Annotated in this window: 17 protein-coding genes and 1 pseudogene; 12 read left to right on the forward strand and 6 right to left on the reverse strand. The window is 42.2% G+C overall.

Going from position 1 to position 25198, the window contains the following annotated elements; all coding sequences use genetic code 11:
* Positions 1 to 363 precede the first annotated feature (363 nt).
* Complete coding sequence (locus tag V7K48_RS29300) at positions 364 to 909, forward strand: NADPH-dependent FMN reductase (RefSeq protein ID WP_335077926.1); 546 nt, start codon at positions 364 to 366, stop codon at positions 907 to 909.
* Between the two features lie 474 nt (positions 910 to 1383).
* On the opposite strand, the gene V7K48_RS29305 is transcribed toward V7K48_RS29300, so the two are convergent.
* From V7K48_RS29305 to V7K48_RS29315, 3 genes and pseudogenes are all read right to left on the reverse strand, one after another.
* A complete protein-coding gene (locus tag V7K48_RS29305; protein WP_335077928.1) occupies positions 1384 to 3777 on the reverse strand; it encodes a DUF4347 domain-containing protein in 2394 nt (797 codons plus the stop codon).
* Positions 3778 to 4786: 1009 nt separating this feature from the next.
* Positions 4787 to 5908: a ferrochelatase gene (locus V7K48_RS29310; protein ID WP_335077930.1), complete on the reverse strand. Its 1122-nt coding sequence runs from the start codon at positions 5906 to 5908 to the stop codon at positions 4787 to 4789.
* A 493-nt stretch (positions 5909 to 6401) separates the two neighbouring features.
* Positions 6402 to 6836: pseudogene (locus tag V7K48_RS29315) on the reverse strand (DUF3137 domain-containing protein).
* Between the two features lie 341 nt (positions 6837 to 7177).
* Here V7K48_RS29315 and V7K48_RS29320 point away from each other — a divergent pair.
* The 4 genes from V7K48_RS29320 (at position 7178) to ilvB (ending at position 12326) form a co-directional block, all read left to right on the forward strand.
* Positions 7178 to 8005: an IS982 family transposase gene (locus V7K48_RS29320; RefSeq protein ID WP_335077932.1), complete on the forward strand. Its 828-nt coding sequence runs from the start codon at positions 7178 to 7180 to the stop codon at positions 8003 to 8005.
* Positions 8006 to 8275: 270 nt separating this feature from the next.
* Entirely contained in the window at positions 8276 to 8875 is a 600-nt protein-coding gene (locus V7K48_RS29325; RefSeq protein ID WP_335077933.1) for a hypothetical protein, read from the forward strand.
* A 142-nt stretch (positions 8876 to 9017) separates the two neighbouring features.
* Positions 9018 to 10280 (forward strand): MFS transporter, encoded by a 1263-nt coding sequence (locus V7K48_RS29330; protein ID WP_335077935.1) that lies wholly within the window; start codon positions 9018 to 9020, stop codon positions 10278 to 10280.
* A gap of 132 nt (positions 10281 to 10412) precedes the next feature.
* On the forward strand, positions 10413 to 12326 hold the full coding sequence (ilvB, locus tag V7K48_RS29335) for a biosynthetic-type acetolactate synthase large subunit (RefSeq protein WP_335077937.1): 1914 nt from the start codon (positions 10413 to 10415) through the stop codon (positions 12324 to 12326).
* A 147-nt stretch (positions 12327 to 12473) separates the two neighbouring features.
* On the opposite strand, the gene V7K48_RS29340 is transcribed toward ilvB, so the two are convergent.
* The gene (locus tag V7K48_RS29340; RefSeq protein ID WP_335077939.1) at positions 12474 to 12644 is read right to left on the reverse strand and encodes a DUF4351 domain-containing protein; all 171 of its coding nucleotides are present in this window, start codon (positions 12642 to 12644) and stop codon (positions 12474 to 12476) included.
* A 1205-nt stretch (positions 12645 to 13849) separates the two neighbouring features.
* Between V7K48_RS29340 and V7K48_RS29345 the strand changes: the two genes are divergently transcribed.
* The gene (locus V7K48_RS29345) at positions 13850 to 14347 is read left to right on the forward strand and encodes a tellurite resistance TerB family protein (RefSeq protein WP_335077941.1); all 498 of its coding nucleotides are present in this window, start codon (positions 13850 to 13852) and stop codon (positions 14345 to 14347) included.
* Positions 14348 to 14504: 157 nt separating this feature from the next.
* On the opposite strand, the gene V7K48_RS29350 is transcribed toward V7K48_RS29345, so the two are convergent.
* Entirely contained in the window at positions 14505 to 15104 is a 600-nt protein-coding gene (locus tag V7K48_RS29350) for a hypothetical protein (protein WP_335078074.1), read from the reverse strand.
* A 213-nt stretch (positions 15105 to 15317) separates the two neighbouring features.
* On the opposite strand from V7K48_RS29350, the gene dacB reads away from it, so the two are divergent.
* Positions 15318 to 16790, forward strand: coding sequence for a D-alanyl-D-alanine carboxypeptidase/D-alanyl-D-alanine endopeptidase (gene dacB / locus V7K48_RS29355; RefSeq protein WP_335077943.1), 1473 nt, complete (start codon positions 15318 to 15320; stop codon positions 16788 to 16790).
* Positions 16791 to 16945: 155 nt separating this feature from the next.
* Here the strand turns inward: dacB and V7K48_RS29360 are convergent, their stop codons facing one another.
* Entirely contained in the window at positions 16946 to 17452 is a 507-nt protein-coding gene (locus V7K48_RS29360) for a GNAT family N-acetyltransferase (protein ID WP_335077945.1), read from the reverse strand.
* Between the two features lie 486 nt (positions 17453 to 17938).
* Here V7K48_RS29360 and V7K48_RS29365 point away from each other — a divergent pair, with 486 nt between their 5' ends.
* From V7K48_RS29365 to V7K48_RS29385, 5 genes are all read left to right on the forward strand, one after another.
* On the forward strand, positions 17939 to 18406 hold the full coding sequence (locus tag V7K48_RS29365; protein ID WP_335077947.1) for a helix-turn-helix domain-containing protein: 468 nt from the start codon (positions 17939 to 17941) through the stop codon (positions 18404 to 18406).
* Between the two features lie 4 nt (positions 18407 to 18410).
* Positions 18411 to 19250, forward strand: a complete 840-nt coding sequence (locus tag V7K48_RS29370; RefSeq protein ID WP_335077949.1) for a PIN domain-containing protein — start codon at positions 18411 to 18413, stop codon at positions 19248 to 19250.
* A gap of 57 nt (positions 19251 to 19307) precedes the next feature.
* A complete protein-coding gene (locus V7K48_RS29375; protein ID WP_335077951.1) occupies positions 19308 to 20354 on the forward strand; it encodes a zinc-dependent dehydrogenase in 1047 nt (348 codons plus the stop codon).
* A gap of 81 nt (positions 20355 to 20435) precedes the next feature.
* Positions 20436 to 21722, forward strand: a complete 1287-nt coding sequence (locus tag V7K48_RS29380; RefSeq protein ID WP_335077953.1) for an inorganic phosphate transporter — start codon at positions 20436 to 20438, stop codon at positions 21720 to 21722.
* A 691-nt stretch (positions 21723 to 22413) separates the two neighbouring features.
* Complete coding sequence (locus V7K48_RS29385) at positions 22414 to 24828, forward strand: EamA family transporter (RefSeq protein ID WP_335077955.1); 2415 nt, start codon at positions 22414 to 22416, stop codon at positions 24826 to 24828.
* The last annotated feature ends 370 nt before the right edge of the window (positions 24829 to 25198 follow it).

The following is a 25198-nucleotide window of genomic DNA, read 5'->3' on the forward strand; positions in this document are numbered from 1 at the left end:
ATAGTTTTTGGGCGGTAAAAAAGAATACATATGGGACTTACAAAACTAAATTTAACTTTATAACAAAGGTTTCAGCATACTTGCAACCACCAAGATGCTGGCTACTCCTGACTCCTAGCGGTTAAGTTAAAAATCTTTTAATTTGCATCCTCCAAAAAATAAATCTCTTGTGGGGTGGGCAACATGAGCGCCCTTGTTGTGTAAATTAAATGCACAACAGCTTAACTCCTTTGTTATAAAATTTTCCTGGAGATTTTAATTTGACACATTCCGACACAAATCGCTACAATAAGCATAGTCATAACGATTTCGCTTTAGAAAAAATCTGATGATAGTAGCTAGTTAATAGTTTGTGGGTTAATTATGGTTAGAATTGTTGGCATTGGTGGTAGTTTAAGACCCAACTCCTATACCCAGCTTGCTTTAGAAGTAGCAGTGCAAAGGGTTGAAGCTGTGGGTGCAGAGGTAGAAATTCTTGATTTACGGCAGTTGCAGCTACCGTTTTGTACTGGCGCAAAGGAGTATCCAGAGTATCCAGATGTTCAGCGCTTGCAAGACACAGTTAGTCGTGCCGATGGGTTAATTTTGGCCACACCTGAGTATCATGGTGGGGTTAGTGGTGTCCTAAAAAATGCCCTGGATTTGATGAGTTTTGACCAACTATCGGATAAAGTGACAGGACTAATCAGTGTTTTGGGTGGTCAGTCTAATAGTAATGCTTTAAATGAGCTACGGCTAATTATTCGTTGGGTACATGGTTGGGTGATTCCCGAACAAATTGCGATTGGACAAGCTTGGGGTGCATTCAGCCCTGAAGGCAAGCTAGTAGATGAGAAACTCTCTCAAAGATTTGATCAATTTGCTCAGAGTTTAGTTGATAATACTCGCAAGCTACGGGGTGTAAATTAGTTGTGAGGTGGGCAAAGCTTTGCCCACCCCACAGCTATCAATCCGGGATTTCTGGATTTATTAAATGCTGAAGTGCCTTTAAAAATACTGTAAACCAGCCCATTAAATTAGTTAGAACATTTATATGGGAACGTGGAGCGATCGCTAACTGATTTGGAACCGTCAGTCGAAACTACTATTCATATCATGTCCGCTTAAATATAAGTCAAAATTGTGAGGGAAGGCACAGTGTAGCGTGGTACTCTCAATTCACCTTCACTCTACTCCGTTGCGTACCCCACGGGAAGGCTTACGCCAACGCAACGATATATCATAAGGAATTAATCGGACTTGATGTCATTAGATACTGGAGAAAAAAGTAACCCGCCCCAACCTTCCCCTTGATAAAGGGAGTCACTTGCGTGGGCGAAGTTCCCCTGTTGAGCAAAGTGGCGTAAGGATAGAGTTGGGGTGAATGGGCACTTTCGTGTGAGGTTAAGCAGCTACAGTCGGAGTCATTTTCAAGACCAAGTCGTTGTAGTCTTTATCGCCGCCACCAAACAAATCTTCAAAGCCAAAGGTATTGTTACCAAGTGATTTCAAATGCTCAAACTTATCAGGATTAGCCCCTAAAAACGCAAAGTAAGCGAGCGGGACTTGTCCTTTGGTTCCTTGGTCTGTATGGTCTGAGGGATTTGACGATAGAAATCCATCACGAGTCCCGTTGGCAATTAAATAAGGTGCATAGATAGCCCCACCGTTCAACTCCTCTGATCCCGACGCGCTTCGATTGTTTCCCAATTCAAATTTGGAGACAGATATAGTTTGCCGAACTGCGACTTGTGCATAGTTGGCGTCGCCTGGGGTAAGTTTGGCGTTCGTCAATTGATCGATAATAGTACCCTGTAAATCTTGAACGACATATAGACCACAACTATTGTTATAAGTAGCTTCGCTCTTAATATCAATGTTAAAGTTAACTAGCTGATTGGCTTGGGCACTTAAGTTAATCACTTTCAACGACCCTAAATCACTAGAACCAGTGCCACCAGAACCAGTTCCACCAAGACCAGTGCCACCAGAACCAGTGCCACCAGAACCAGTGCCACCAGAACCAGTGCCACCAGAACCAGTGCCACCAGAACCAGTGCCATTCGATAGTGGATCGTTGATATTAGCAGTAACACTGACAGAAGGCAGGGCGTTGAGAATGGGGTTAGCGCTTGAAATCGTCGCCTTAATCGTACCAGTATGATTGCCTTCAACGATACCATCATTGACGGCGAGGACAGCAACGTTTTGAATGTTTGCAGCCGTGCTACCAGCAGCAATAGTGACGTTAACGGGCTTACCTACCCCATTCCCCAAGTCCAGCTGATCGTCGGGGTCGAGGGTAATCGTTGCCTCGGTTAGGGTGCGGATAGGGACACCCAAGCTATCAAGACCTAAGTTAATACCCACTCCTAAGGTCAATGGAGTAGTATCCCCTTCTGTTAGTGGCTGATTGGGTAAAGTCACACTTAGGACGGGGAGTGATACTGGATCGTTGATATTGGCAGTAACACTAGCAGAAGGCAGCGCGTTGAGAATGGGGTTAGTGCTTGAAATCGTCGCCTTAATCGTACCAGTGTGACTACCCTCAGGGATACCGTCATATACCGCAAAGACAGAGACGTTTTTGGGGTTTCCAACGCTACCAGCAGCAATAGTGACGTTAACGGGAGTGCCTGCCCCATTTCCCAAGTCAAGCTGATCGTCGGGGTCGAGGGTAATCGTTGCATCAGCTAAGGTGCGGATAGGGACACCCAAGCTGTCAAGACCTAAATTAATGCCCACTGCTAATGTCTGTGGAGTATTATCCCCTTCTGTTAGTGGCTTATTGGGTAAAGTCAGACTTAGCACAGGGAGTGATAGTGGATCGCTGATATTGGCAGTAACACTGACAGGAGGCAGTGCATTGAGAATGGAGTTACTGCTTAAAATAGTGGCCTTAATTGTACCAGTCTGATTGCTCTCAGGGATACCGTCATATACAGCAAAGACAGAGACGTTTTTGGTGTTTCCAACCGTGCTACCAGCAGCAATAGTGACGTTAATGGGAGCGCCTGCCCCATTTCCCAAGTCAAGTTGAGCATTGGGTGTGAGAGTTATTGTTGCATCGGCTAGGGTGGCAATGGGGTTACCGAGACCGTCAGTACCCAGGTCAATGCCTACTGCTAAGGTCAGTGGAGTAGTATCCCCTTCCCTCACAGCTAAACCTGGACCTGGTAGTGGACCTGTTAGGCGATTGATTGAGATAATCAACACCGAAGTGTAAGCTTCCCTGACAGCTTCCGAAAACGCTAAGGGACCCTCAATGTCGCCAAGGGTAACTTCCAGTTCCCAGTCTCCTCCCTTTTTAGCACTGCCAGTGGGGTTGGCAGAAGCTGCAATGTTTGCTCTAGTAAGCTGGTGAAGTCGTGCTAAGAAGGCTTCTCCAACTTCTCCGGCTGCGACGTTACAACCGTAGAGAAATACAGGGGCAGAGGCGAGAAAAGCTGACCAAGCTTGCAGTTCCCTTGAATAGTAGTTTAAGGTTTCTAGATTGAGGTAAGTGTTACCTAGAGCTAAACAGCCTGGTGAACCGTGGCAGACGATATGCAGCGCTGAAGCAGGATGATCGACAAGCATCTCTGTAATTTGCTCAACACCATCGCGATGAAGATCAAGAATTAAAACATTTGCCCCTTCATGAACTCCTGCTGCTAGCATCGGATAGTCTTCAACTCTGGGGTCTATGACTACCAGCATCGAAACTGGATTTTGAGGCTGGCTCAAAAGATAGCTATTATGCTCTGGAAATTTTTCTAAAGTGGTAGCGCTAGACCGAGATTGAATGTGGTTTTTCATGGTGTTAATTCACTCAAATTGAGTGATAAATATTGCGGGTTTTTACTTTCACTATTGGATTTACACATTGACAGAAAAGACCAAATATGTAGTACGGTTTTCAGGTATTTAAGCTTGATTTTTCGAGGTTTTTTCAGCGATACCCACGTTACCGATCAAAGGATAATTGAGAAAAGTCTGAAACTAAATATTTTTGTAAACGCACATAATAATCAATTTGTACAGTGCGTAAATACTATAATTAATTACCTCACGTCTATCTTATAAATATCTATCTAAAAAAGTTTGAAAAAATGTCTTTTTAACAATACCTTCGCCCAAAATAAAGGGATGTTTTACTTTTTCCGAAACAGCCTAAGGTAATCGTATGCTTGACCTCTCGGAAAAATATAGAATCCAGTCACAGTGATACACGACAGTATTAATGCAGATAAGCATTTAGTAAACTTTATGTTTTTCAAACATGCTTTAAAGATATGAATTTTCCATCTGGTTGTAACCGGTATAAACTACAGTCTAATTACAACATTTATAAAGAATGAATAAGTAAAAATACGTAAATATTTTCTTTTTAAGTGATTCAAATTCAACAATTACTTTTTAATCGTTCGCCCACACGGAGATAATCACTCAAGTATTGCTCTTTCAAAACTTCCAACCAAATATTTTGCAAAGCTTGTCGCTCTGATCAATAAAAAGTTAAAATTGCATCTCAGTTTTCAATATGTAATATTACCTAAAAAGTCTGCTCCTGCTATGGTCAAGAGCTTGCAATTTCTGTGAATATGCGTAAGTAATATCTTAATTTTACTTAGAGAATAGATTAAAAAAAATAATTGTATATCAATATCATGCAGCATGGGGAAATTTAAGCTTAAGTAACAGGCACAGAGAAAGCTTAGTTTCAATAAAAAAACTCCACACTTTGAAGCGTAGGAGTGTTAACTGAGTACACTATAAAGTTTAGGGTGGGCATAGCTATGCCCACCCTACTAAACTCAAACTTTACTTAATGATGATGGTGGTGATGATGGTGATCCCCAGCTAGTTGGGGATTAACTGCCAAATTTTGGTCTGACAGCAACTGTGCAATATGAGCATCAGCCCATTCGCCCGCCATAGCCAAAAATTCCGGATGGTCGTTGACGCAAGCCATTTGCACGTAGTTCGTACCAGGATGCTGTTTTTCTAAAGCATGGATGATATGGTGTACATCCAATAAAGTTTCGTGGTTTTCTGTGGCAAAGCCAATTGGCATAAAAATTACCACTTTTGCACCTAATTGAATCAGGTTATTTGCTGCTTGCTCGGCGTTTGGCTGTGTCCAATCAATTAAGGGCGTATCATGATTGAGCCAACCCACCGAGATTAAGGGATAGCGGTTAATCAATTTATCCCGAACCAAATCGTACAGCGCCTGACTTTCGATAATCCCAGAAGTAAATCCTTTGGCTTTGTGGGGACAGCCGTGGTTCATTAGCACAATGCCGATTTGAGAAGGTAGGTAAGCTGTGGTTAAATCAGCGGTAATTTTCTCCTCAACTAGATGAGCCATTAAATCTATGTAGGCTGGTTCATTGAAGAAAGAAGGAATATAGCGCTGTGCTTTAACCCAGTGTTCTTCACCATCAGTCAACTCAACAAGAGCGTTGTTAACTTGCTCGATCGCAATCCCACTGGTAAAGATAGAATCAACAACCAGCAGTGGGTAGATTAGCAGCTTATCGAAGCCTTGGTTTTTGATTTCTGCCAGAACTTGATTGGGTAAGAAAGGGGCGCAGAAGTTGAAAGCCTTGAAAACTTGAACATTCTCACCCCACTTTTCTTGTATATGCTTCTCGATCCCAGCCCGCTGCTGTTCAAAGATGGCATTGTGTGGGGAAATAAAATCATGGTGTGTGTGTCCCCACTCATGGCGGTCAAATAGCGCCAAAAGTTTCGCCAGGGGGGGATAAATCCAGGTTGGTACTGGTGCGAATTTTGCTGTCAGTAGATTTAAAGCCTGTTCGTTATAGTTGGCGAAATCTTCGTAGCTTTCGACTTCGCCGTAGCCCATAAGCAGTACGGCTACACGGTCTTTACCTGATAATTGCTCGTGGGTGTGTTGTACTTTTTCCGGCGTGGCAACCACAATGAGTTCCTCAATATAACCAGAGTGCAGAGAGATATAAAGTTAGGGAATAGCTTGCACATTTCCCCTACTAGTAAAATAATATCCCATCCAGGGGGATAGGATAGGTAGGAAAATCAAAATAATACATCAAAAGACATACAAGATTTATGTGGAGCATTAGGTATTGAGCATGGAAAATTGAATCAAAGGTACAGTTTTGACCTCTCTCCTAAAAGAGAGAGGCTTTGAATTCTTCCCCCTTCCCGACACGGGAAGGGGGTTAGGGGGGTAGGTCTATCTGCGTACCTCATCTAATTGAAAATGGCTATATCGCTGGAATAGCGAAAGCGGTTAAGATGCTGAAAAGTTGCATTCTCAATGAAATTAATTCGGTGCAGGTTTTTGCCAAATATCTCTATCAATATTTAAATCTTCAACAATTTCCAACATCAAGTTGAGAGTTGCAAAATATTCTCTTAAAGGTGCAAAACTTAACACACTTTTATAGAGATTAGGTTGAAATAATATTATTTTCTATTGCTTCTTTAATAGCTATGTGTATCATGTCATCAACAAAGGAAATATAAAAATTTTTATTGGTTTTTTTACGAAAGCTAACTATTTTATCTATTAAATTAATAGATACAGCAGATTACAACTTCTCTTCTTAGGCTACGCCGAGGTGAGGTACAGATCATCGTAGGGGCACAACATATTGTGCCCCTATCCGTGTACTTCATTTACCTGCAATACGCTGTTAGACATAACGTGCTTCTATTTGATCATCACCATAAACAGTGAAAAGTTTAGCAAATTCTGGATCTTCTAATTTAATTACCTGTTTCTTAGCAAGATTAATAGTATGAATATTGGCGTTAATAAATTTTGGTTGAACAATTGTAACATTTTGCAGTATTTTTCTGTAAATTAAAGTTGTTTTGCCCATTTTCTCGTTGGTTTGTGTTCATTAATCAGGAGTTGCTGACATAGTTGATTTAAGATTATTCATAACTTAGACTAATAGTTTTTCAAATAGTATTATTTCGGAAAAATATGTAGATTAGCTATAATCTACTCAGTAGAAATAAGGTAATGTAGCAATCCTAAAGCATTTGTGAAAAGTTCATTTTTTTATTGTTTTCTCTTCTCTATAAGAGGCTGTGTCAACGAGACGCTCTGCAAACGTGTCCTTCGCTAATAACCCAAGTTGCTAGTTATGCTTGCAGGTGTTCGGGTAGCGTTGCATAAGTAATAAAATCCCCTCCAGAGGAAAAATTAGGAGGGGTAATGCTAAACGAAATAATTACAATTTATGCTATCACTGATGACCTGTTGAAGGCGATCGGGCATAAAGATGATATTCGTCGTGGGATGAGTGACGCAGAAATTATTACAACGGCTTTGGTTGCGGCAATATTCTTTCATGGTAATCATAGTAATGCTTGTAGCTATATGAAAGACCACAACTTCATACCAGATATGTTAGAAAAGTCACGATATAATCGGAGATTACACAATGTTGCGATGTTAATTAACGATTTATTTCATCAAATAGGTATGATACTCAAAGAAAATAGTAATTGTACTGAGTATCTTTTAGATTCATTTCCTGTACCAATGTGTGATAATATTCGGATTTTCAACGTAAAGTTAATAAAGTCCGAGGAATACAGGGGTTACATTGCTTCTAAAAAACGCTATTTCTATGGGGTGAAAGTTCAGCTATTAACCACAAAAAATGGTATTCCGGTTGAATTTGTATTTATGCCTGGTAGTGCTTCGGATGTGCGTGCGTTAAATGCTCTACCATTAAATTTACCATCCGGCAGTGAAGTATATAGTGATGCAGCGTACACTGATTATCATGCTGAGGATGACCTTTGCGACTCATCTGAGATCGAGTTGAAAGTAATGCGGAAAAAGAACTCTAAACGTAAGGATGAGCCGTGGAATCAGTATATCAAGCAGTCCACTAGACATTACATTGAAACGGTATTTAGTAGCATCACTTGTATCTTTCCAAAGTCAATCCATGCAGTAACTTATAAAGGGTTTTTACTGAAGTTAGAAGCATTCATTTTTGCTTTTACTTTGAAACAAGCATTTATTGAATGAGTCAAATATAATGCTTTAATCTAATTCAGTATTTGTGTTTTTGAATTAGTTGAAGTGGCGGTTACGCGTCGCGCAACCGCCACTTCATCGTGAACGATCGCACGACTATTCAAGTGCAAAGCATTCACAGCTTGATAACCCGCAACTTGGGTTAATAGACCGCCACAGCAGATTTAAGTTATTAATATTATAAAGCTGCTAGTACGATATACATCCGATCGTGCAGGCACAAATATTAATCCTCCAATACCCAATTTTCAAAATTGACAAATGAGTATAATTATTTGCCCTGGAATTCATGAGTCAAACTTAACTGAAAGCTTTAAAGTCGGATTATTAGATATGGTTTTTAATGGCGCGATCGCCTGTAATACCGCAAATATACTGATTTATCCGGGAAAAGATGTTTTGGTTTTATCAGCATTTCACATCTTGCAGTTTTTGCGTGATCGCCCAAGCGATCAGCTAAAATCACCACTTATATTCATCAGCTTTAGTGCTGGCGTAGTCGGGGCAATAGGGGCGGCGTGTTTGTGGCAACTCTTGGGTGGTCGTGTGAAAGCGTTTATTGCTATAGATGGATGGGGAGTACCATTACAAGGTAATTTCCCTATTCATCGGATAAGTCATGATTATTTCACCCATTGGAGTTCTTGTTTGCTAGGTAGTGGGCAAAATAACTTTTATGCACAGCCAGCAGTTGATCATTTGTCTATGTGGCGATGTCTAGCGACAAGCCGCTCTGCGTCTGTGCTCCAAACTGTACAAGGCTGCTGGGTAGATTCGTCCATTGGAATTTCTCCACCCAAAGGTCGTCTGACAGCAGCTGAGTTTTTGCTTATGCTGTTAAAGCGCTATGAAGCAAATTAGTCCGGACAATAGAGTAAGCAAGCAGGAGTTAGGAATGAGGAGTGAGTAGTTAGGAGTTAGGAGTTAGGAATCAGTATTTATTCTCCCCTCTGCCCTATGCCCCATGTCCTATGCCCCATAACCCATCTACCCAAAGTATCTAATGTTTCCAACTGAACCTGCTGCTGTTAATAACGGGTTTGGCGCACTGCTAAAAAACCGTGGTTTTATGCTCCTGTGGATTGGGCAACTGCTGTCCCAGTTAGCAGATAAGGTCTTCTTCGTTTTGCTGATTGCTCTGCTGGAGAACTACCCACCGCTTCCTGGGTTGGCACAAAACTCAATGTACTCAACCTTGATGCTGTCGTTTACAATACCAGCAATTCTGTTCGGCTCTGCTGGTGGTATCTTTGTTGACCGCTTGCCAAAAAAACTGATTCTGGTCGGCTCAGATGTTGTGCGTGGACTATTGACGCTGTGTCTTCCCTTGTTGCCAAGGCAGTTCCTGATTCTGTTAATCCTGACTTTTGCCATTTCCACGGTGACGCAGTTTTTTGCACCAGCTGAACAAGCAGCCATTCCCTTGTTGGTGAAGCGAGAGAATTTGTTGGCAGCTAATGCGCTGTTTAGCAGCACGATGATGGGAGCTTTAATTGTTGGCTTTGCAGTCGGAGAGCCGATTTTGAGTTTGGCGAAAAGCTTGATGGGAGAAGAATACGGTCAAGAGCTTGTAGTTGGTGGATTATACATATTATCGGCTGCTATCATCCAGCCGATTAAGTTTAAAGAACCCAAACGACCGAAGGAACAGCGGACATCAAATAACCCTTGGGCTGAATTCACCGAGAGCCTGCGCTATCTCAAGAAAAACCCTTTGATTTTAAACGCCATGTTGCAACTGACAACTTTATATTGTGTGTTTGCAGCCTTAACAGTGCTGACAATTCGATTAGCCGCAGAGTTTGGTCTCAAAGAAAAACAGTTTGGCTTTTTCTTGGCAGCAGCAGGGGTGGGTATGGTATTTGGTGCAGCGATTTTAGGTCACTGGGGTGATAAATTGCGTCACAAGCCCCTACCTTTGATGGGATTTTTGATGATTGCACTAGTTTTAGGGGTGTTCACTTTTACGCACAATTTATTGCTGGCGTTAGGACTCTGTGCATTTTTAGGTGTAGGTGCTGCCTTAATTGGTGTGCCCATGCAAACTTTAATTCAACAGCAAACACCACCTACGATGCACGGTAAAGTATTTGGCTTTCAAAATCATGCCGTCAACATCGCTCTGGCGTTACCTCTGGCGATTGCTGGGCCATTAACTGATGCTCTGGGCTTGCGATTTGTGCTTGTAGGGATGAGTATTGTTGTCGTAGTTGTCGGTGTTTGGGCTTGGAAAAATACTCGCACAGTCTTGCAAGACGTAATTTAATTAATGTAGGCTAATAGTCTAACTTTATATTTAATATAAAAATTTATAAGATTTTGATTGAAGTTTTCAATTAAAATGAAATCTTAACTACAGAATTCAGCATTAATTTTAGCTATAATCTGAGGTTTGGCCGTGCGTTCACAAAGTATCTCCGCAGGAGAATTACCTTCCCAAATTAGTTTCCCACAAATCGAGAATCACAAACAGTCTCGTACTTCTAGCCCTCCAGTCGTGCCCAAACGTGCATCTGGCGGTTTTGCTCTGCTTGACAGCCTTCATCGCCACGGGGTTGATTATATTTTTGGTTATCCTGGTGGGGCAATTCTACCAATTTACGACGACCTGTATAAGGTAGAAGCAACTGGTGCTATTAAGCACATTTTAGTGAGACATGAACAAGGTGCAGCTCATGCCGCTGATGGTTACGCCCGTGCAACGGGGAAAGTAGGAGTATGCTTTGGCACTTCTGGTCCAGGAGCAACTAACTTGGTGACAGGCATCGCCACAGCCTACATGGATTCGATCCCGATGATTGTAGTAACAGGACAGGTAGCACGTCCGTCGATTGGTACAGATGCGTTTCAGGAAACTGATATTTACGGGATTACCCTACCGATCGTCAAGCACTCCTATGTAGTGCGTGACCCTAAAGATATGGCGCGAATTGTCGCCGAAGCCTTTCACATCGCAAGCACTGGGCGTCCGGGGCCAGTTTTGATTGATGTCCCCAAAGATGTAGCTTTAGAAGAATTTGACTATATACCTGTGAAACCAGGTTCAGTAAAGTTACGCGGTTATCGTCCCACAGTAAAGGGAAATCCCCGGCAAATTAATGCCGCGATCCAGTTGATTACAGAAAGTCGCCGTCCTCTACTATATGTCGGTGGTGGTGCGATCGCAGCTGGTGCCCATGAAGAAGTCAAAGAACTAGCCGAATTATTCAACATCCCTGTCACCACAACTTTAATGGGGATCGGTGCCTTTGACGAACATCATCCCCTAGCTTTGGGAATGTTGGGGATGCACGGCACAGCTTACGCTAACTTTGCCGTTAGTGATTGTGACTTGCTAATTTGCGTCGGTGCTAGATTTGACGATCGCGTTACAGGCAAGTTAGACGAATTCGCCTCTCGTGCCAAAGTAATTCACATCGACATCGATCCAGCAGAAGTTGGCAAAAACCGCGTTCCGGAAGTGCCCATCGTCGGCGATGTGCAAAACGTGTTAGTAGACTTATTGCGTCGATGCAAAGAAGCAGGCGTCAAGGCTACACCTAATCAAAACCAAGAATGGCTAAATCTAGTTAACCGTTGGCGCGAAGAGTATCCTCTAATAGTGCCGCAGCATTCCGACAGCATTTCCCCCCAAGAAGTGATCGTAGAAGTCAGTAACCAAGCACCCCATGCTTTCTACACCACAGATGTGGGACAGCATCAAATGTGGGCAGCACAATTCTTGAAGAATGGCCCGAGGCGCTGGATTTCTAGCGCTGGTTTGGGAACAATGGGTTTTGGCTTACCTGCGGCAATGGGCGCGAAAGTGGCGTTTCCTGATGAAGAAGTCATCTGTATTAGCGGTGATGCCAGTTTCCAAATGTGTTTGCAGGAACTTGGTACGCTAGCACAGTATGGGATAAATGTCAAGACAATAATTATCAATAACGGCTGGCAAGGGATGGTACGCCAGTGGCAGCAAGCCTTCTATGGTGAGCGTTACTCATGCTCAAATATGGAGGTAGGGATGCCAGACGTAGAGTTGTTAGCAAAAGCCTATGGGATTAAGGGCATGGTAATCAGCGATCGCAGTGAATTGAAAAATGCGATCGCCGAAATGCTAGCACACAAAGGCCCGGTGATATTGAATGCCCACGTCACTAGAGACGAAAACTGCTATCCAATGGTAGCTCCTGGCAAGAGCAATGCTCAAATGGTCGGCTTACAGAAGCAACCGCCGAAAGCAGCAGCAGAGCCAGTTTATTGTAGCCACTGTAATGCAAAAAATGCTCCAACTCATAACTTCTGCGCTGAGTGTGGGACAAAGTTGTGACGCTTTTTGATCATTTTGACTAGAGAGGCAGGGGAGCAGGAGAGAAAGATGCTGGAATTCGTCAGCAATCAAGAGTTTAAGAGCAAATAAATTTATTTATGGGGTTCTTTCTCCCCCCTGCCCCCTTTCCTCTTGCTTATGCATCACTTAATCTCCCTGATTAGGTTGAGGTAAAGAGATATTTCCTAAGTAATTGACTAAATCAGTTTGACTAGAGAAATCCAACAGCGCCTCAGCTAACTCTTCTAGTTGAGTTATGGATAATGTGCAAATCTGCTGTTGCACCTCTGGCTCAATTGCACCAAACCGTCGTGTCAAAGACGCAAAATCAGTTGTAGAGCCTCCTGTTTCTTTCCTCGTTCTTCTCCCTTTTGCAGAATGTCTTGGTAAATTACAGATTCTTGCATAATTTCCTCTCTAAAAAGCTGTCTAATCAAATTTTTCTCAAACCGCAAACCAGCCAAAACCTGTACACAAGCTGATATATTTTGTCATTCGTCTGTTTCTTCAATTAATACAAAAAATGTTTATGACAAATCACCCCGTCTAAGTTGCACTGTTGAAGGGGTGAAATACGGTTTTGTTAAGAAAGCGATATGTTGAGGCAAGCAGCAGAAGTCAAAGTATCTTGCAATAAAGCTTAGGCTTTGTAACAGAATATTCGGAGAACGAGCAGAGAAGATTGAATTAGCGATCGCTGCTTTTTCTGCTGCACTGGAAGTAAGAATCCGCAGCGCCTTTCCTCAATACCATGCAGAAACTTTGTTAAATCTCGACATTTTATACCAAAACACAAAATAATTTGACTTAGCTTACGCTACCTTTGCCTCTGCCAATGCCACAGTCAAATCATTGCGTAGAGAAATTGTTTCTGGTGATCAAGCAAAGCATATTAAAAGACCAGAATTCTGGACAGCTTTTTGTGCCATATCACCCGTTTATTTTCCATCCCCTAATTCCATCAATGAATCATGAGATAATAAATCGATAATTGTAGGTTAGGTTGAACGAAGTGAAACTCAACATTCAGCGTTAATTATTGGGTTTCGTTCCTTAACCCAACCTACGCAACTCGCCAGGAACAATGTTTTAGCTACATTCTTTTTATTAGCATAGGTTTGCTAATAACCAAGCGCCAATTATCATCCTAGAGATAAGAAGTAAGTAGAGAAATGATAGAACATCTTGTAAAGACGGGATTATAGCAGTTTGCAGTTGATTGAGTCTAATACAGACCTAATCCCCAGCCCCTTCACTGCTAGCGTTGGGGAGTAAGCCTCAAAGCCTCTTTGCTTTTAAGAGAGAGGAATGGAAGTGAGATCAAAGTCCTAAAAAGCTTGATAATTCAAGGAAATTTAACCGTTTTTATCCGCAGAGGAATGGATCTTCAGCGGATTTTTGATGAAAAAAAGATTCATCCCAATGTATTTCTCCGCATTCTTTTGGGAACCCTAAATTTAGGAAGCGTTCTAAACCGCAAGGTGTTACTTCCTGAAATATCACGTAACTTTTAAAGGATAATTATGTCTAAACGCAAGTTGCCCAAAGGCCGTAGCACCAGTTCAGTGGCTCTAGAACCAGAAGTTGCGATCGCAGTTATTGGACTCTTTTCTGCGGCTGCTGATGGTGATGGTATAACCCTAGAAGAACAATACGCTTTGAGTAAAATGTTGGGTGCCGTTTCACAATTTGAAGATTACTCTGATGAAGACTATGAAGAGTTGACTGAGAAAGTCGCCAGCTTGCTAGAGGAAGAAGATCCTGAAGTTTTAATTGAGCAGGCGATCGCATCCCTACCGAATAAAGGTTATCGCGAAGCTGCATACACCACTGCGATCTTAGTCGTAGGGATTGATGAGGAAGTACCCGAAACAGAACAAGATTATATCTCTGAGCTTCAGGAAGCCTTAAAGATTTCAGACAAGCGAGCACAAGAACTGATAGACGAAGTATTCAAAGACGAAGAAGAGGAAGACGAGGAAGACGAAGAGGAAGAAGAGGAAGACGAAGAAGAGGAGTAATCCATTTTAAATTGTAGCCTCAGTCATCTACCATCGTTAATTTGGGGTTGCTAATTTAGAGTACGAAATAATTTTGTTTGAGTTAAGTTATTTAGATTCCCAATTTATCCATGAAGTTGGGAATCTTGCACGTTATCAAAATTAATCCGATAGATCACTAATTAGAAATTGGTACATTTTTAAATGCAGCTGTATCTGGCACAAAAATGTCTAAATTATTGATCCCATCGGGAACTCTTAGCCAGATATAAGAATCTGCGGAGGCTTGTGGACGTACTTGAAACAAAGAAACACTTCCTGTTGAGCGATCAAGAGCAACTCCTTTATAGGTTACGCTAGTGTCAGGATTGCGGGCTGTTGTACTAGCAACCGATATAATATCACCACCAACAACTCTGTCTGTGGCAAGGCGACGAATACGCATTTGCACATTTACCACATCACGGTTTCCAGTTTCTGGATCTTTAATTCGCTTTGCTGAAAGTAACTCAATTTCTGCCTTTTTGCCAAAAGCAGGCTGCACAAATTGACCAGGGCTAATTGCTGAGGTTGTAGCAGTGGCTGGCGATAGTGAAGCCGTTGCTTGGGGAGAAGTTGTAGCTCTACGACTTGGCACTTGAATAGGAATGGTGTTAGTGACTGTATTATTGGCATTTAGTGTCTGCTGTAGCGTGAAAACTTCGTAAGCTACATAGCCGCTACATCCTAAAGCCAAAGTAGAGAGTAATACAGCTACACCAGATAAAAATGTACTCACACCATTGCCTCGATTCCGTATTTGTGTATATTCAGGTTGACTTACGTTTCTATTTTGTAGTCCCATAAACTATGTTTGTGCGATCGCCCACCTATGAAACATGTGAACATCTTCCTTATACTAATTAAGTAACTTTACTGAGTTAATTCTTCTCTTTCCGGAAAGAAGTTATTAGCAAGGTTAAAAAATCTATCTTTGGGATAAGGAGAATTGGTGAGACTTAAAACTTTCAATCAATCACTAGGTGTTTTGTTACTATTTTTAACTAGCCACATAGGATTTAGTTCTAGAGTTGCTAAAGCACAAACCCCAGTTGCACCAACAACTTCTACAAAATCAATTTGCTCTAGCCAACTGGGAACAGCTATAGATACTGTAATCAATCGTCCCTTATTCAGTCGAGGGCGCTGGGGAATTTTGGTGCAACCCCTGTCAACTAGGACAACTCTTTACAGTCGGGATGCTCAGAAATATTTTACTCCCGCGTCTAACCTCAAGTTGTTGACAACAGCAGCTGCATTACAGCAGTTGGGTGCTAATTTTCGGATTCGTACCTCAATTTATCAAAATGGCAATGGTGTTTTACGTGTTGTTGGTAGGGGAGATCCCAGCTTAAGTGATACTCAACTGCAAACATTGGCACAGCAGCTAAAACAGAAAGGTATTACCCAAATTCAGCGGTTGATAGCTGATGATAGTTATATTCAAGGTGATATTGTTAATCCTAGCTGGCAATGGGAAGATGTGCAGTCAGACTATGGCGCACCAGTCAGCAGCTTTATTCTAAATCAAAATATTTTTAGCTTAAAACTTGTACCGCAGGCTGTAGGTAAATCTTTACAAGTGCAGTGGATTGATGCTGGCGAGGCAAAACAGTGGCGGATAATTAATCAGTCAGTAACCGTTGCACAAAATCAACCAAGCTACGTTAACGTTACCCGTGAATTATCCGGAACAGTATTACGAATTAAAGGACAACTGACAACGAATTCCGAACCGTCTTTAATAGATTTGCCTGTAGTTGACCCTAATTATTACTTCTTACGGCGCTTTCGTAGTGCTTTGGCAACAGAAAAAATTACTTTGGGACAAACATTAGTAGTAAGTGGTGGTATTAATCAAGAGGAAATAGCATTTGTAGAGTCGCCACCTTTATCTGAATTATTAATGGAAACTCTTCAGAATAGTAATAATCTTTATGCTGAAGCACTGCTGAGAGCATTAGCTGTGAAAAAAACCAGAGTGAAAAATCAGACTAGCGCTGATGTAGGTTTGGAAGTTGTTAAAGCGAGTTTAACTCAATTGGGAGTTGATCCAGCAAATTATGTTTTAGTGGATGGTTCGGGTTTATCACGTCGTAATTTAGTCACACCAGAAGCTTTTGTACAAACTTTGCGAGGAATAGCAAGAACACCAGCAGCATATGTGTATCGCGCATCTTTACCCGTGGCTGGGAAAAGTGGAACCCTAAAGGGCCGTTTTCAAGATACACCTGCTGAGGGCATTGTGCAAGCAAAAACAGGTACTTTAACGGGTGTAGTTTCCCTATCTGGATATATGAATGTGCCTAAATATGAGCCGTTGGTTTTTAGTATTATTGTGAATCAATCAGAGCAACCTGCAACAGTTGTGCGGCAAGCAATTGATGAAATTGTTGTGTTGTTAACACAGGTGCAGCGTTGTTAAGAAATATTTAGAGATGCAAAATTTCGCGTCTCTACATTTGCCTACTATGGTAACTAATTGAAGCGCTCGCAGTATAGGATGATCAAAATATTGGTTCTGCCATAACTTATTGACAACAATGAACAGATTCACTGAAACCTTGCACTCCCACAACTTTAAGCTGTGGGAGTGTCAATAATTCGGAGTCCCATGATTACTAAGTCGCATTCAACACTGTCAATTTCAGCAATTTTAGGTAAATGTCCCCAATGTTGAAAACCAAATGTTTCAAAAAGTTTTAAACTGGGTTGATTGTGGGCAAAAATTAAGCATACTAGGGTCTTTAAACCCAAACTAGGACTTTCGCTAATTGCTTGTGCTAATAGTTGTCGTCCCAAACCACATCGATGAAAGTGAGGGGCTATGTAAATACTAATTTCGGCAGTCGTACTATAGGCGGGCCGCCCATAAAACGATTGGAAACTAAGCCATCCAGCAATTACCCCCTCTACTTCGATTACCCAAAGTGGGCGTTGTGAAGGCGATCGCGCCTTAAACCAAGGAAGGCGACTTTCCACAGATACTGGCTCTAAATCAGCGGTTGCGATGCGGCTAGGAATTGCAGCATTATAAATTGCCACAATAGTAGGCAAGTCAGTTTCAGTTGCATGGCGAATAGTCATTGCTACCGTCTTGGAGAAAATCTTGAGAAAATATTCAAAAATAATACAGCGTTAACAGCGTTCCGAAAGCCGTAACACACCCTAGTAGTCTGTCAATAAATAATTGAGGGGTGCGGATTGTTCGTAGTTTGCGCTTTAGCAAAGACAGCGCCAACTACGAACCTATTAAATCAAACTTGACAGATTACTACACTATCTCACCAGAATAGTTTTGGCTTCCCGTCGTACCGCTTGGATAGCAACCGCAGTTCCTCCGGTTCCTCCACCGACAGCTAAGACATCAGATGTATATGTATGATCAACCATCGCTTAACCTCTCTGAGTTTTCGACATATTTTCTCCAGATAGCTTGGACTCAGACAAGATAATTTATTTTCTTTTTCGGATATTTCGTTTATGTAGTGTGTATGATTAAGATAGTGAATAAAATTGTCAGTGTAAATTGCATTGCTAATGACAAAGCCTGCAACACAGTAGGAGACTAATATGATGTTAAGACAGAACATGTCTTTAGATTCTGTAATATCTCCACAGCTAGAAGCTCAATCTATCAAAGAACTGGATCGCATACTGAGCGTTAAAGATTTTCAGGCGAAACTGGTAGGAGCTAACGGAGAAAAAATTAACATTCCTGAGCCGATTTATCAGATGTTGCTTCAAGTTGTCCATGCAATGGCATCAGGTAAGGCTATATCTATAATTCCTCAACAACAGGAACTGACGACACAACAAGCGGCTGAACTCCTTAATGTATCACGTCCTTACTTGATCAAGTTATTAGAACAAGGCGACATTGATTACATCAAGGTGGGTTCACATCGCCGGGTTCGTTTTGATGATTTAATGAAATATAAACAACAGCGGGACACCAAGCGCCGAGAAGGTTTGAAGGAATTGACTCAATTTCTGCAAGATGAGGGGTTCTATGATGAGGAGAGTAGCAAATTAGACTAATAAGATGCTTTCTTTCTCTGTTGTTCTGGACTCCTGCGTTATCTACCCTATGCCTCTGTGTGATACGTTATTCCGTGCTGCTGAGGCAGAACTTTACCAAATTCATTTTTCACAAGAAATTCTAGAAGGTGCTACTCGCAACCTTGTAAAGAAGGGAAAGATGACAGATGCCAAGGCAGCACGCTTTCAAGAAATGCTCAAGATGCATTTTCCTGAAGCAATAGTGGAAGTACCAGAACAGCTAGTTGCATCAATGACAAATCATCCAGGTGATTACCATGTTGTCGCTGCTGCTATAATTGCCAAGGCAAAAGTAATTGTTACTGCTGATTTAGATGACTTTCCAGCAGAAGCTTTAAAGCCTTGGGATATTGAGGCTTGGCATCCAGATGATTTTTTGGTTTATCTTAATGAGCAATTTCCAGGAAAAATGATTGAAGTAATTCGGCAGCAATCAGAGGATCTCAAGAACCCTCCGCTGACTGTTGTTGAATTGCTGGATAACTTAGAAAAAAAGAATAATGTTACAAAATTTGCTGGTAGCATTCGCTTCCATGAATATTCTGATGTAATCGTGCAAATTGCCAAAACAACCTTGAAGAGTAAGTTTGCAAGAATAGCACCAAAGGGTGGTCGATATTTTGAGGGTGAACAGTATCGACTCTGGCAAAAAGGGGAAATTTTAACAATTACGGCTAAAGACAACCGAGGGGAAATCCTGCGAGTTGAGAATGGGAAAATTCAGGGAAGTCTTTTATCAGCGGATATCAAGGCATTCCAAATATTTGAACAAAGCTTAGAGCAACAATTAGAACAAGCTAAAACACAGAAATCGGAAAACTGATAGCCTAACGTTGACTGCTAATGTTACATCTAGTATCGTTGAGCAGGGAAAACCAACGTGAAAGCACAAGTATTTAGAGGCGTCAATCAACTGTCTTACGAAGATATCCCAGTTCCAACCCTAGAACCAGATGAAGTGCTGGTACAGGTGCGGGTAGTGGGGTTGTGTCAGTCAGATATTAAAAAAATTCGTTATCCACTGTATGAACCGCCGCGCATTTTTGGACATGAAACTGCCGGCACGATCGCAGCATTAGGCAATAATGTCAAAGGTTGGCAAGTTGGACAACGGGTAGCGGTGATGCACCACATCCCCTGTATGCGTTGCACCTACTGCCTAAATGATAATTTCTCCATGTGCGATGTTTACAAAAACATCTCCACAACCGCAGGCTTTAACGCTAGTGGCGGCGGTTTTGCTGATTATGTCAAGGTTCCCGGACATATTGTCCAAAACGGTGGGCTAATTCCCATCCCCGATCGCATCAGTTTTGAAGAAGCGAGTTTTGTAGAACCGACTAACTGCTGCTTGAAAGCTGTTAAAAAAGCCCAAATTGCCCCAGGACAAACTGTCTTAGTTACTGGTGCTGGGCCAATTGGGTTAATGTTCATTATGTTGGCGAAGTATTTCGGAGCAAAAGCGATCGCCACCGATTTACTGCCCTCTAGAATTGAAAAAGCCTTGAGTGTCGGTGCAGAGGCGGCTTTTGATGCTCGTGATCCCGATTTACCAGCAAAAATCCATGCCTTAACTGGTGGACTGGGTGTTGATGTTACCCTGCTGGCTGTTCCTAGTGATAAAGCCTTCTTTCAAGCACTTGATTGTACCCGCAAGGGTGGGAAAATCTTGTTTTTCGCCGAATTCCCTGATGAGGTGGAAATTTCCATCAACCCCAATATCCTCTACCGTCGGGAAATTGACTTGATAGGTAGTTACAGCTCATCTTATCGGCTTCAGAGTCTATCAGCTGATATTGTATTTAATCAGCGGATTGACGTGCAAGCGCTGATTAGCGATCGCTATCCATTAAAAGATTTATCAGCAGCTGTCGAAGTTGCGATCGCACCCACACCGGATACTTATAAAATCTTAATTTATCCGTAAAAGGGAAATGAGGGAGATGAGGAAGTAATTTTTCTCCCCCATCTCCTCCTGCTCCCTCGTCTTTTTGTTAAACTCAAAAAAATGCTTATTACCCTAGTTGCAGTTGCTCTACTAGCTTTCTACGTCGCTTGGAATCTCGGAGCAAACGATGTTGCTAACGCGATGGGAACCTCTGTAGGTTCCAAAGCTGTTACTCTCAAACAGGCACTAATAATTGCTGGGGTATTAGAGTTTACGGGTGCTGTATTGTTTGGGCATGAGGTAACCCAAACTCTAGCGACGAAAATTGCTAATCCCGCCTTATTCGCTGCTACACCCCAAATATTCGTTATTGGAATGGTAACGGTGCTAATTTCTTGTGGTATATGGTTGCAAATTGCCACATCACGCGGTTTACCTGTATCCTCTTCTCATGCAGTTGTTGGTGCGATCGCCGGATTTAGTTGGGTAGCTTTAGGAGTAAATGCAATTGATTGGTCATCAATTGGCTTAATTACCATTGGCTGGGTTTTGACGCCGTTAATTAGTGGTGCGATCGCCGCTTTATTTTACAGTCAAATCAAGCACTGGATTTTGGATCAACCCAATCAACTAGTGCAGTTACAAGAGTGGATTCCCTGGTTGAGTACTCTACTGCTAGGTGTATTCGGCGTGATTGTATTACCATCGCTGACTGAACCGCTAACCAATTTTGTAATTGAGCTTGGTTTTACAATCCCTGCTTACGACATCCCACTGTTAACGGGTGCAATAGCAGCAGTTGGACTCACAATCATTAGTTGGCGACAATTGGGAGATTTGGCGGAAGTAGAGGAAAAATTTCCACTCCAGACTCAGGAATTACCATCAATCCAAGATCCAGTTGAGCGCTTATTCGGACGATTCCAACTGCTAAGTGCTTGCTTTGTAGCCTTTGCTCATGGTTCTAATGATGTGGGAAATGCGATCGCTCCTTTAGCTGCGATCGTCTACATTAATCGCACTGGTAGCGTACCTACAGATGGTATCACTATTCCCATTTGGATTTTAATCCTTGGTGGTGCTGGTATTATTGGTGGTTTAGCTGTCTGGGGTAAAAAAGTCATTGCCACCATTGGCGAAAATATTATTGCCTTGCAACCTAGTAGTGGATTTTGTGCCGAACTTGCTACTGCTACCACCATCCTCATCGCCTCCCGGCTAGGTTTACCAGTCTCCACCTCCCACGCCCTTGTCGGTGGTGTAGTTGGTATTGGACTAGTGCAAAATATCAAGTCGATTAAATTCAAAACACTAAAAGGTATTGCCGCCGCATGGCTAATTACAATTCCCGTGAGTGCTGTCCTTAGCGCTGCCATCTTTAGCATTGCCCGGATTTTATTCTTCTAAGAATTATTAATATTTTCCTAACTTTTTTCTCTACTGCATTTACTCCCAGCAAAACCTAGACTGCAACAACGCCAAAAAAGCGTATTTTTGCAGAATTGCTGCTCATTCATTAGAATGTTGTGCAGGGGATAGCGTAACTTTGAATTTCCACAGAAAGATACTTTAATCTCTATTGAGAGATGTAAACTGTCACACAAGTTACATTCCACACGAATTTACAGCTGGTTTCGCAAGTCAGACAATTTTGTGGCGGTAGCGCACGCATCTGCAAGTCTTTGATAATTACTATTGGCAGCTAAACAATAAATATTTATTTGGACAGGACTTACGCACAGGTAACGGAAAATCGAACCACAAAGGACGCAGAAAACACGGAGGAATAAGAGTTTGAGAGGTTTTTTGCGTAAGTCCTATTGGAGTGAGATTTATTTCAAAGTAAAAATCTCATTGGCGAATAGATGTAAATTAAACTGAGCAAATACTGTCAATGCTGAAGAAAACACTGTGTATTAAGTAATATCGTAAAATTGATGCTTTGCCAAGTTGTGTTCAGTATGACAGAATTACGTTGAAATGCGGAAGTGCTGTTAAAATTTTTAATTTATCTGACAAAATACAGGAAATTAAGATGAGCGCCAAGAAATTGTACGGGAAGCAGCTTTATCGTCAAGGTGTTAGAGGTTAGAAGCTAATGGGGCGATTCGAGAAGCAACCAGAAAACCCGAGAGTCAGAGGCGAGCTATCCAGAGCAGCAGAAAATGCTCTTTGGGCTGTAGTTGAAGACTTAGAAAATCTTCAGCAGAATGTCCTCAGAGGGTTGCAGGAAGACGTAAAGCGGCTTCAGTCAGAAAAAAATCAGTTATCTGATGACATTCAAAGCTTGGTAGAGGAAAAAGAGCATTTACAACAAGTGCGCCAAATCACTGAGCAGCAAGTGTTAATTCGTCAACTGGCAGAAGTTCTGGCAAAGCATATATCTTCACAACTGCAATCCTCTCTGGCAACTTTAGCTAACCAAACTATAGAGGGCAAATCTTACGAACAAGCTGCGCTGAAGTCCGCTGAAGTCAGCAGCAATGTAGTAGGTGAAATCAATGAAAAAGTCGAACACATGTTTGACAGCCTGGATGACACCGTTACTGTTACCTTTAACTCGCTGCAACAGGAGCTGAAGAACTATCAAAGTAATCTTTCCCAACAGTTGTCACGGATGTATAGCCAGCAGCAGCAAGGGGAAACGATTTTGACGGAGTTTGTTAATCGCCTGCATGGAGAACTAGAAAAAACTATAGAAGAAACTTCACGCAAACCAGCAACAGCAAGTACACCTACTGTTTTGCAGTTTACGGAGCCAGAGAAAAACAGTTCTTTTGAGACATCCCCGCCACCGTTTGGCGAAGTAGTAAGAAATTCCCCTAAGCCAATTTCCCCGATCCCTAATAAATTTTCACAAAGGGAAACGACATCACAGCCGCCGATTGTTAGAGAAAACGCCGCGAACCCAACCCCTATCCCCAGCAAGGACTTGTTTCCAAGGGAAACTAAATCAGAGCCTCCATCTGTTAGAGAAAACGCTGCTAATCCAACTCCTGTCCCCAGCAAGGACTTGTTTCCAAGGGAAACTAAATCAGAGCCTCCATCTGTTAGAGAAAACGCCGCTAATCCAACTCCTGTCCCCAGCAAGGACTTGTTTTCAAGGGAAACTAAATTAGAGCCTCCATCTGTTAGAGAAAACGCTGCTAATCCAACTCCTGTCCCCAGCAAGGACTTGTTTTCAAGGGAAACTAAATCAGAGCCGACTGCTGCTGTAGTTCCGCCACCAAAGGACAATGCCACCGAACCAATTTTTGTCCTCAATAAGGACTTACCGGAAAACAAAACTAGATCAGAGCCTCCGACTGCATCCGTGCCACAGCCAGGAGCAATGCCAGCTTCACTAAGGAGAAACGCTGCTGAACCAACTTCTGTCCTCCGCAGAAATGTGTCACAAAGCAAAACTAAATCTTCATCTGCAACTGCGCTAGAGCCGCAGCCAGAAGCAAAACCCCCAGAATCCCGATCGCACAAATCTTCAGGCTTATCGTCGATCCAAATCGGTTTCTTGCTGATTGTCTTATCGGTAGTAGTGTCATCGCTTTACAACGTAGCCATCAAGGTGATTTTCCATGAAGGTTCCCAGATTTTTGGAGTATTAGAGGTGGAGCGGTTGCTGCGGCCGACTTTGGGTAATACTCTGTTAATTTTGACGCTACGATTTATGGTAGTGGTCCCACTAATGGTACTGTTGTCTCCTATATTGCATCCCCGATTGTGGCAAGACCTGGAAAACTTGGCCGCTTCAGTCCGAGGAAATCCCACATCTGCTAATGCAGCTACCAAGCAGATTTTGCTGTTGTCGATTGTGAGTGGGTGCTTTTTGTTTTTGTCTCAGGTGCTCATATACATTGCGATCGCTCAAGTCACGACTGGAATGGCGATCGCACTGTTCTTTGTCTATCCAATGGTTAGTGGTCTATTGTCGTGGTTTCTGTTTCGCGATCGCCCTACTATATTCCGCATCAGTGCGATCGCTGCGATTTGCTGCGGTGAATTGTTGGTTTTAGGGAGTTCTGCCAGTATAGGTTTGGGTAATATTTCAATGGGAAGCAGCGCCGCCATTCTTTCGGGCGTGGCTTTTGCTGCCTACATAATTCTGACGCGGGTTTGTGCTAGCAAACTGCATCCTGTGACTTTTACTTTAATTAACTTCGCTACCATGTTGTTGTTGAGCTTTATCTGTTTAATGCTACCTTTACCAAGCAGTTGGAACTTGGTAGTTGACCCCTCTAAGATGCTGGAACTGGTTTTAAGCGCATTTATTTTGGGTGTGCTGACTCTTGCAGGCTATTTGCTGAACAATCTTGGCATTAGTAAACTAGGTGCCTCACGATCGGCACTCATCGGTGGTAGCATCCCAGTTTTAACTGTAATTTTCGCTGGGTTAATCATTCAAGAAAATTTGGATATCGGGCAAATTTTCGGAGTGTTGTTAGTGACCTTTGGCACTGCTGCTTTCAGCTTTGAAACAATGCGAAATCAGGTTAAACCCTCTAGTCCCACGAATTAAATGGCGAGTTCAATCAATTTAGGTGTGATGGGAGCCACTTTACCTTCCATCACTCTCAGCATGAATCCTGAGGTTAATACGCCACTAATGCGATCGCAGGTATATATTTAGATACTAAATTTTTATATCTATAAAAAAATTGGAGTAGTCAGCGTCAATCAGATTGAGTGGTAATTTGCTCCGTGTAGAGACGTTGCAATACAACGTCTCTATATAGCAGTTTTCAATTGCATGAAGTACAGCAATTCGTAGGGTAGCACAGCTAGCTGTGCTACCCTACTCTTGTGCCTCATTTATCGTGTAGCGGCTTCCTAGAGGGTACGAGAAGCGCTATCAGCGATTAATATCTCATTATTAATAATATATTTTA

Origin of the sequence: Nostoc sp. (assembly GCF_036919615.1) — a bacterium.
GTDB lineage: Bacteria > Cyanobacteriota > Cyanobacteriia > Cyanobacteriales > Nostocaceae > Nostoc.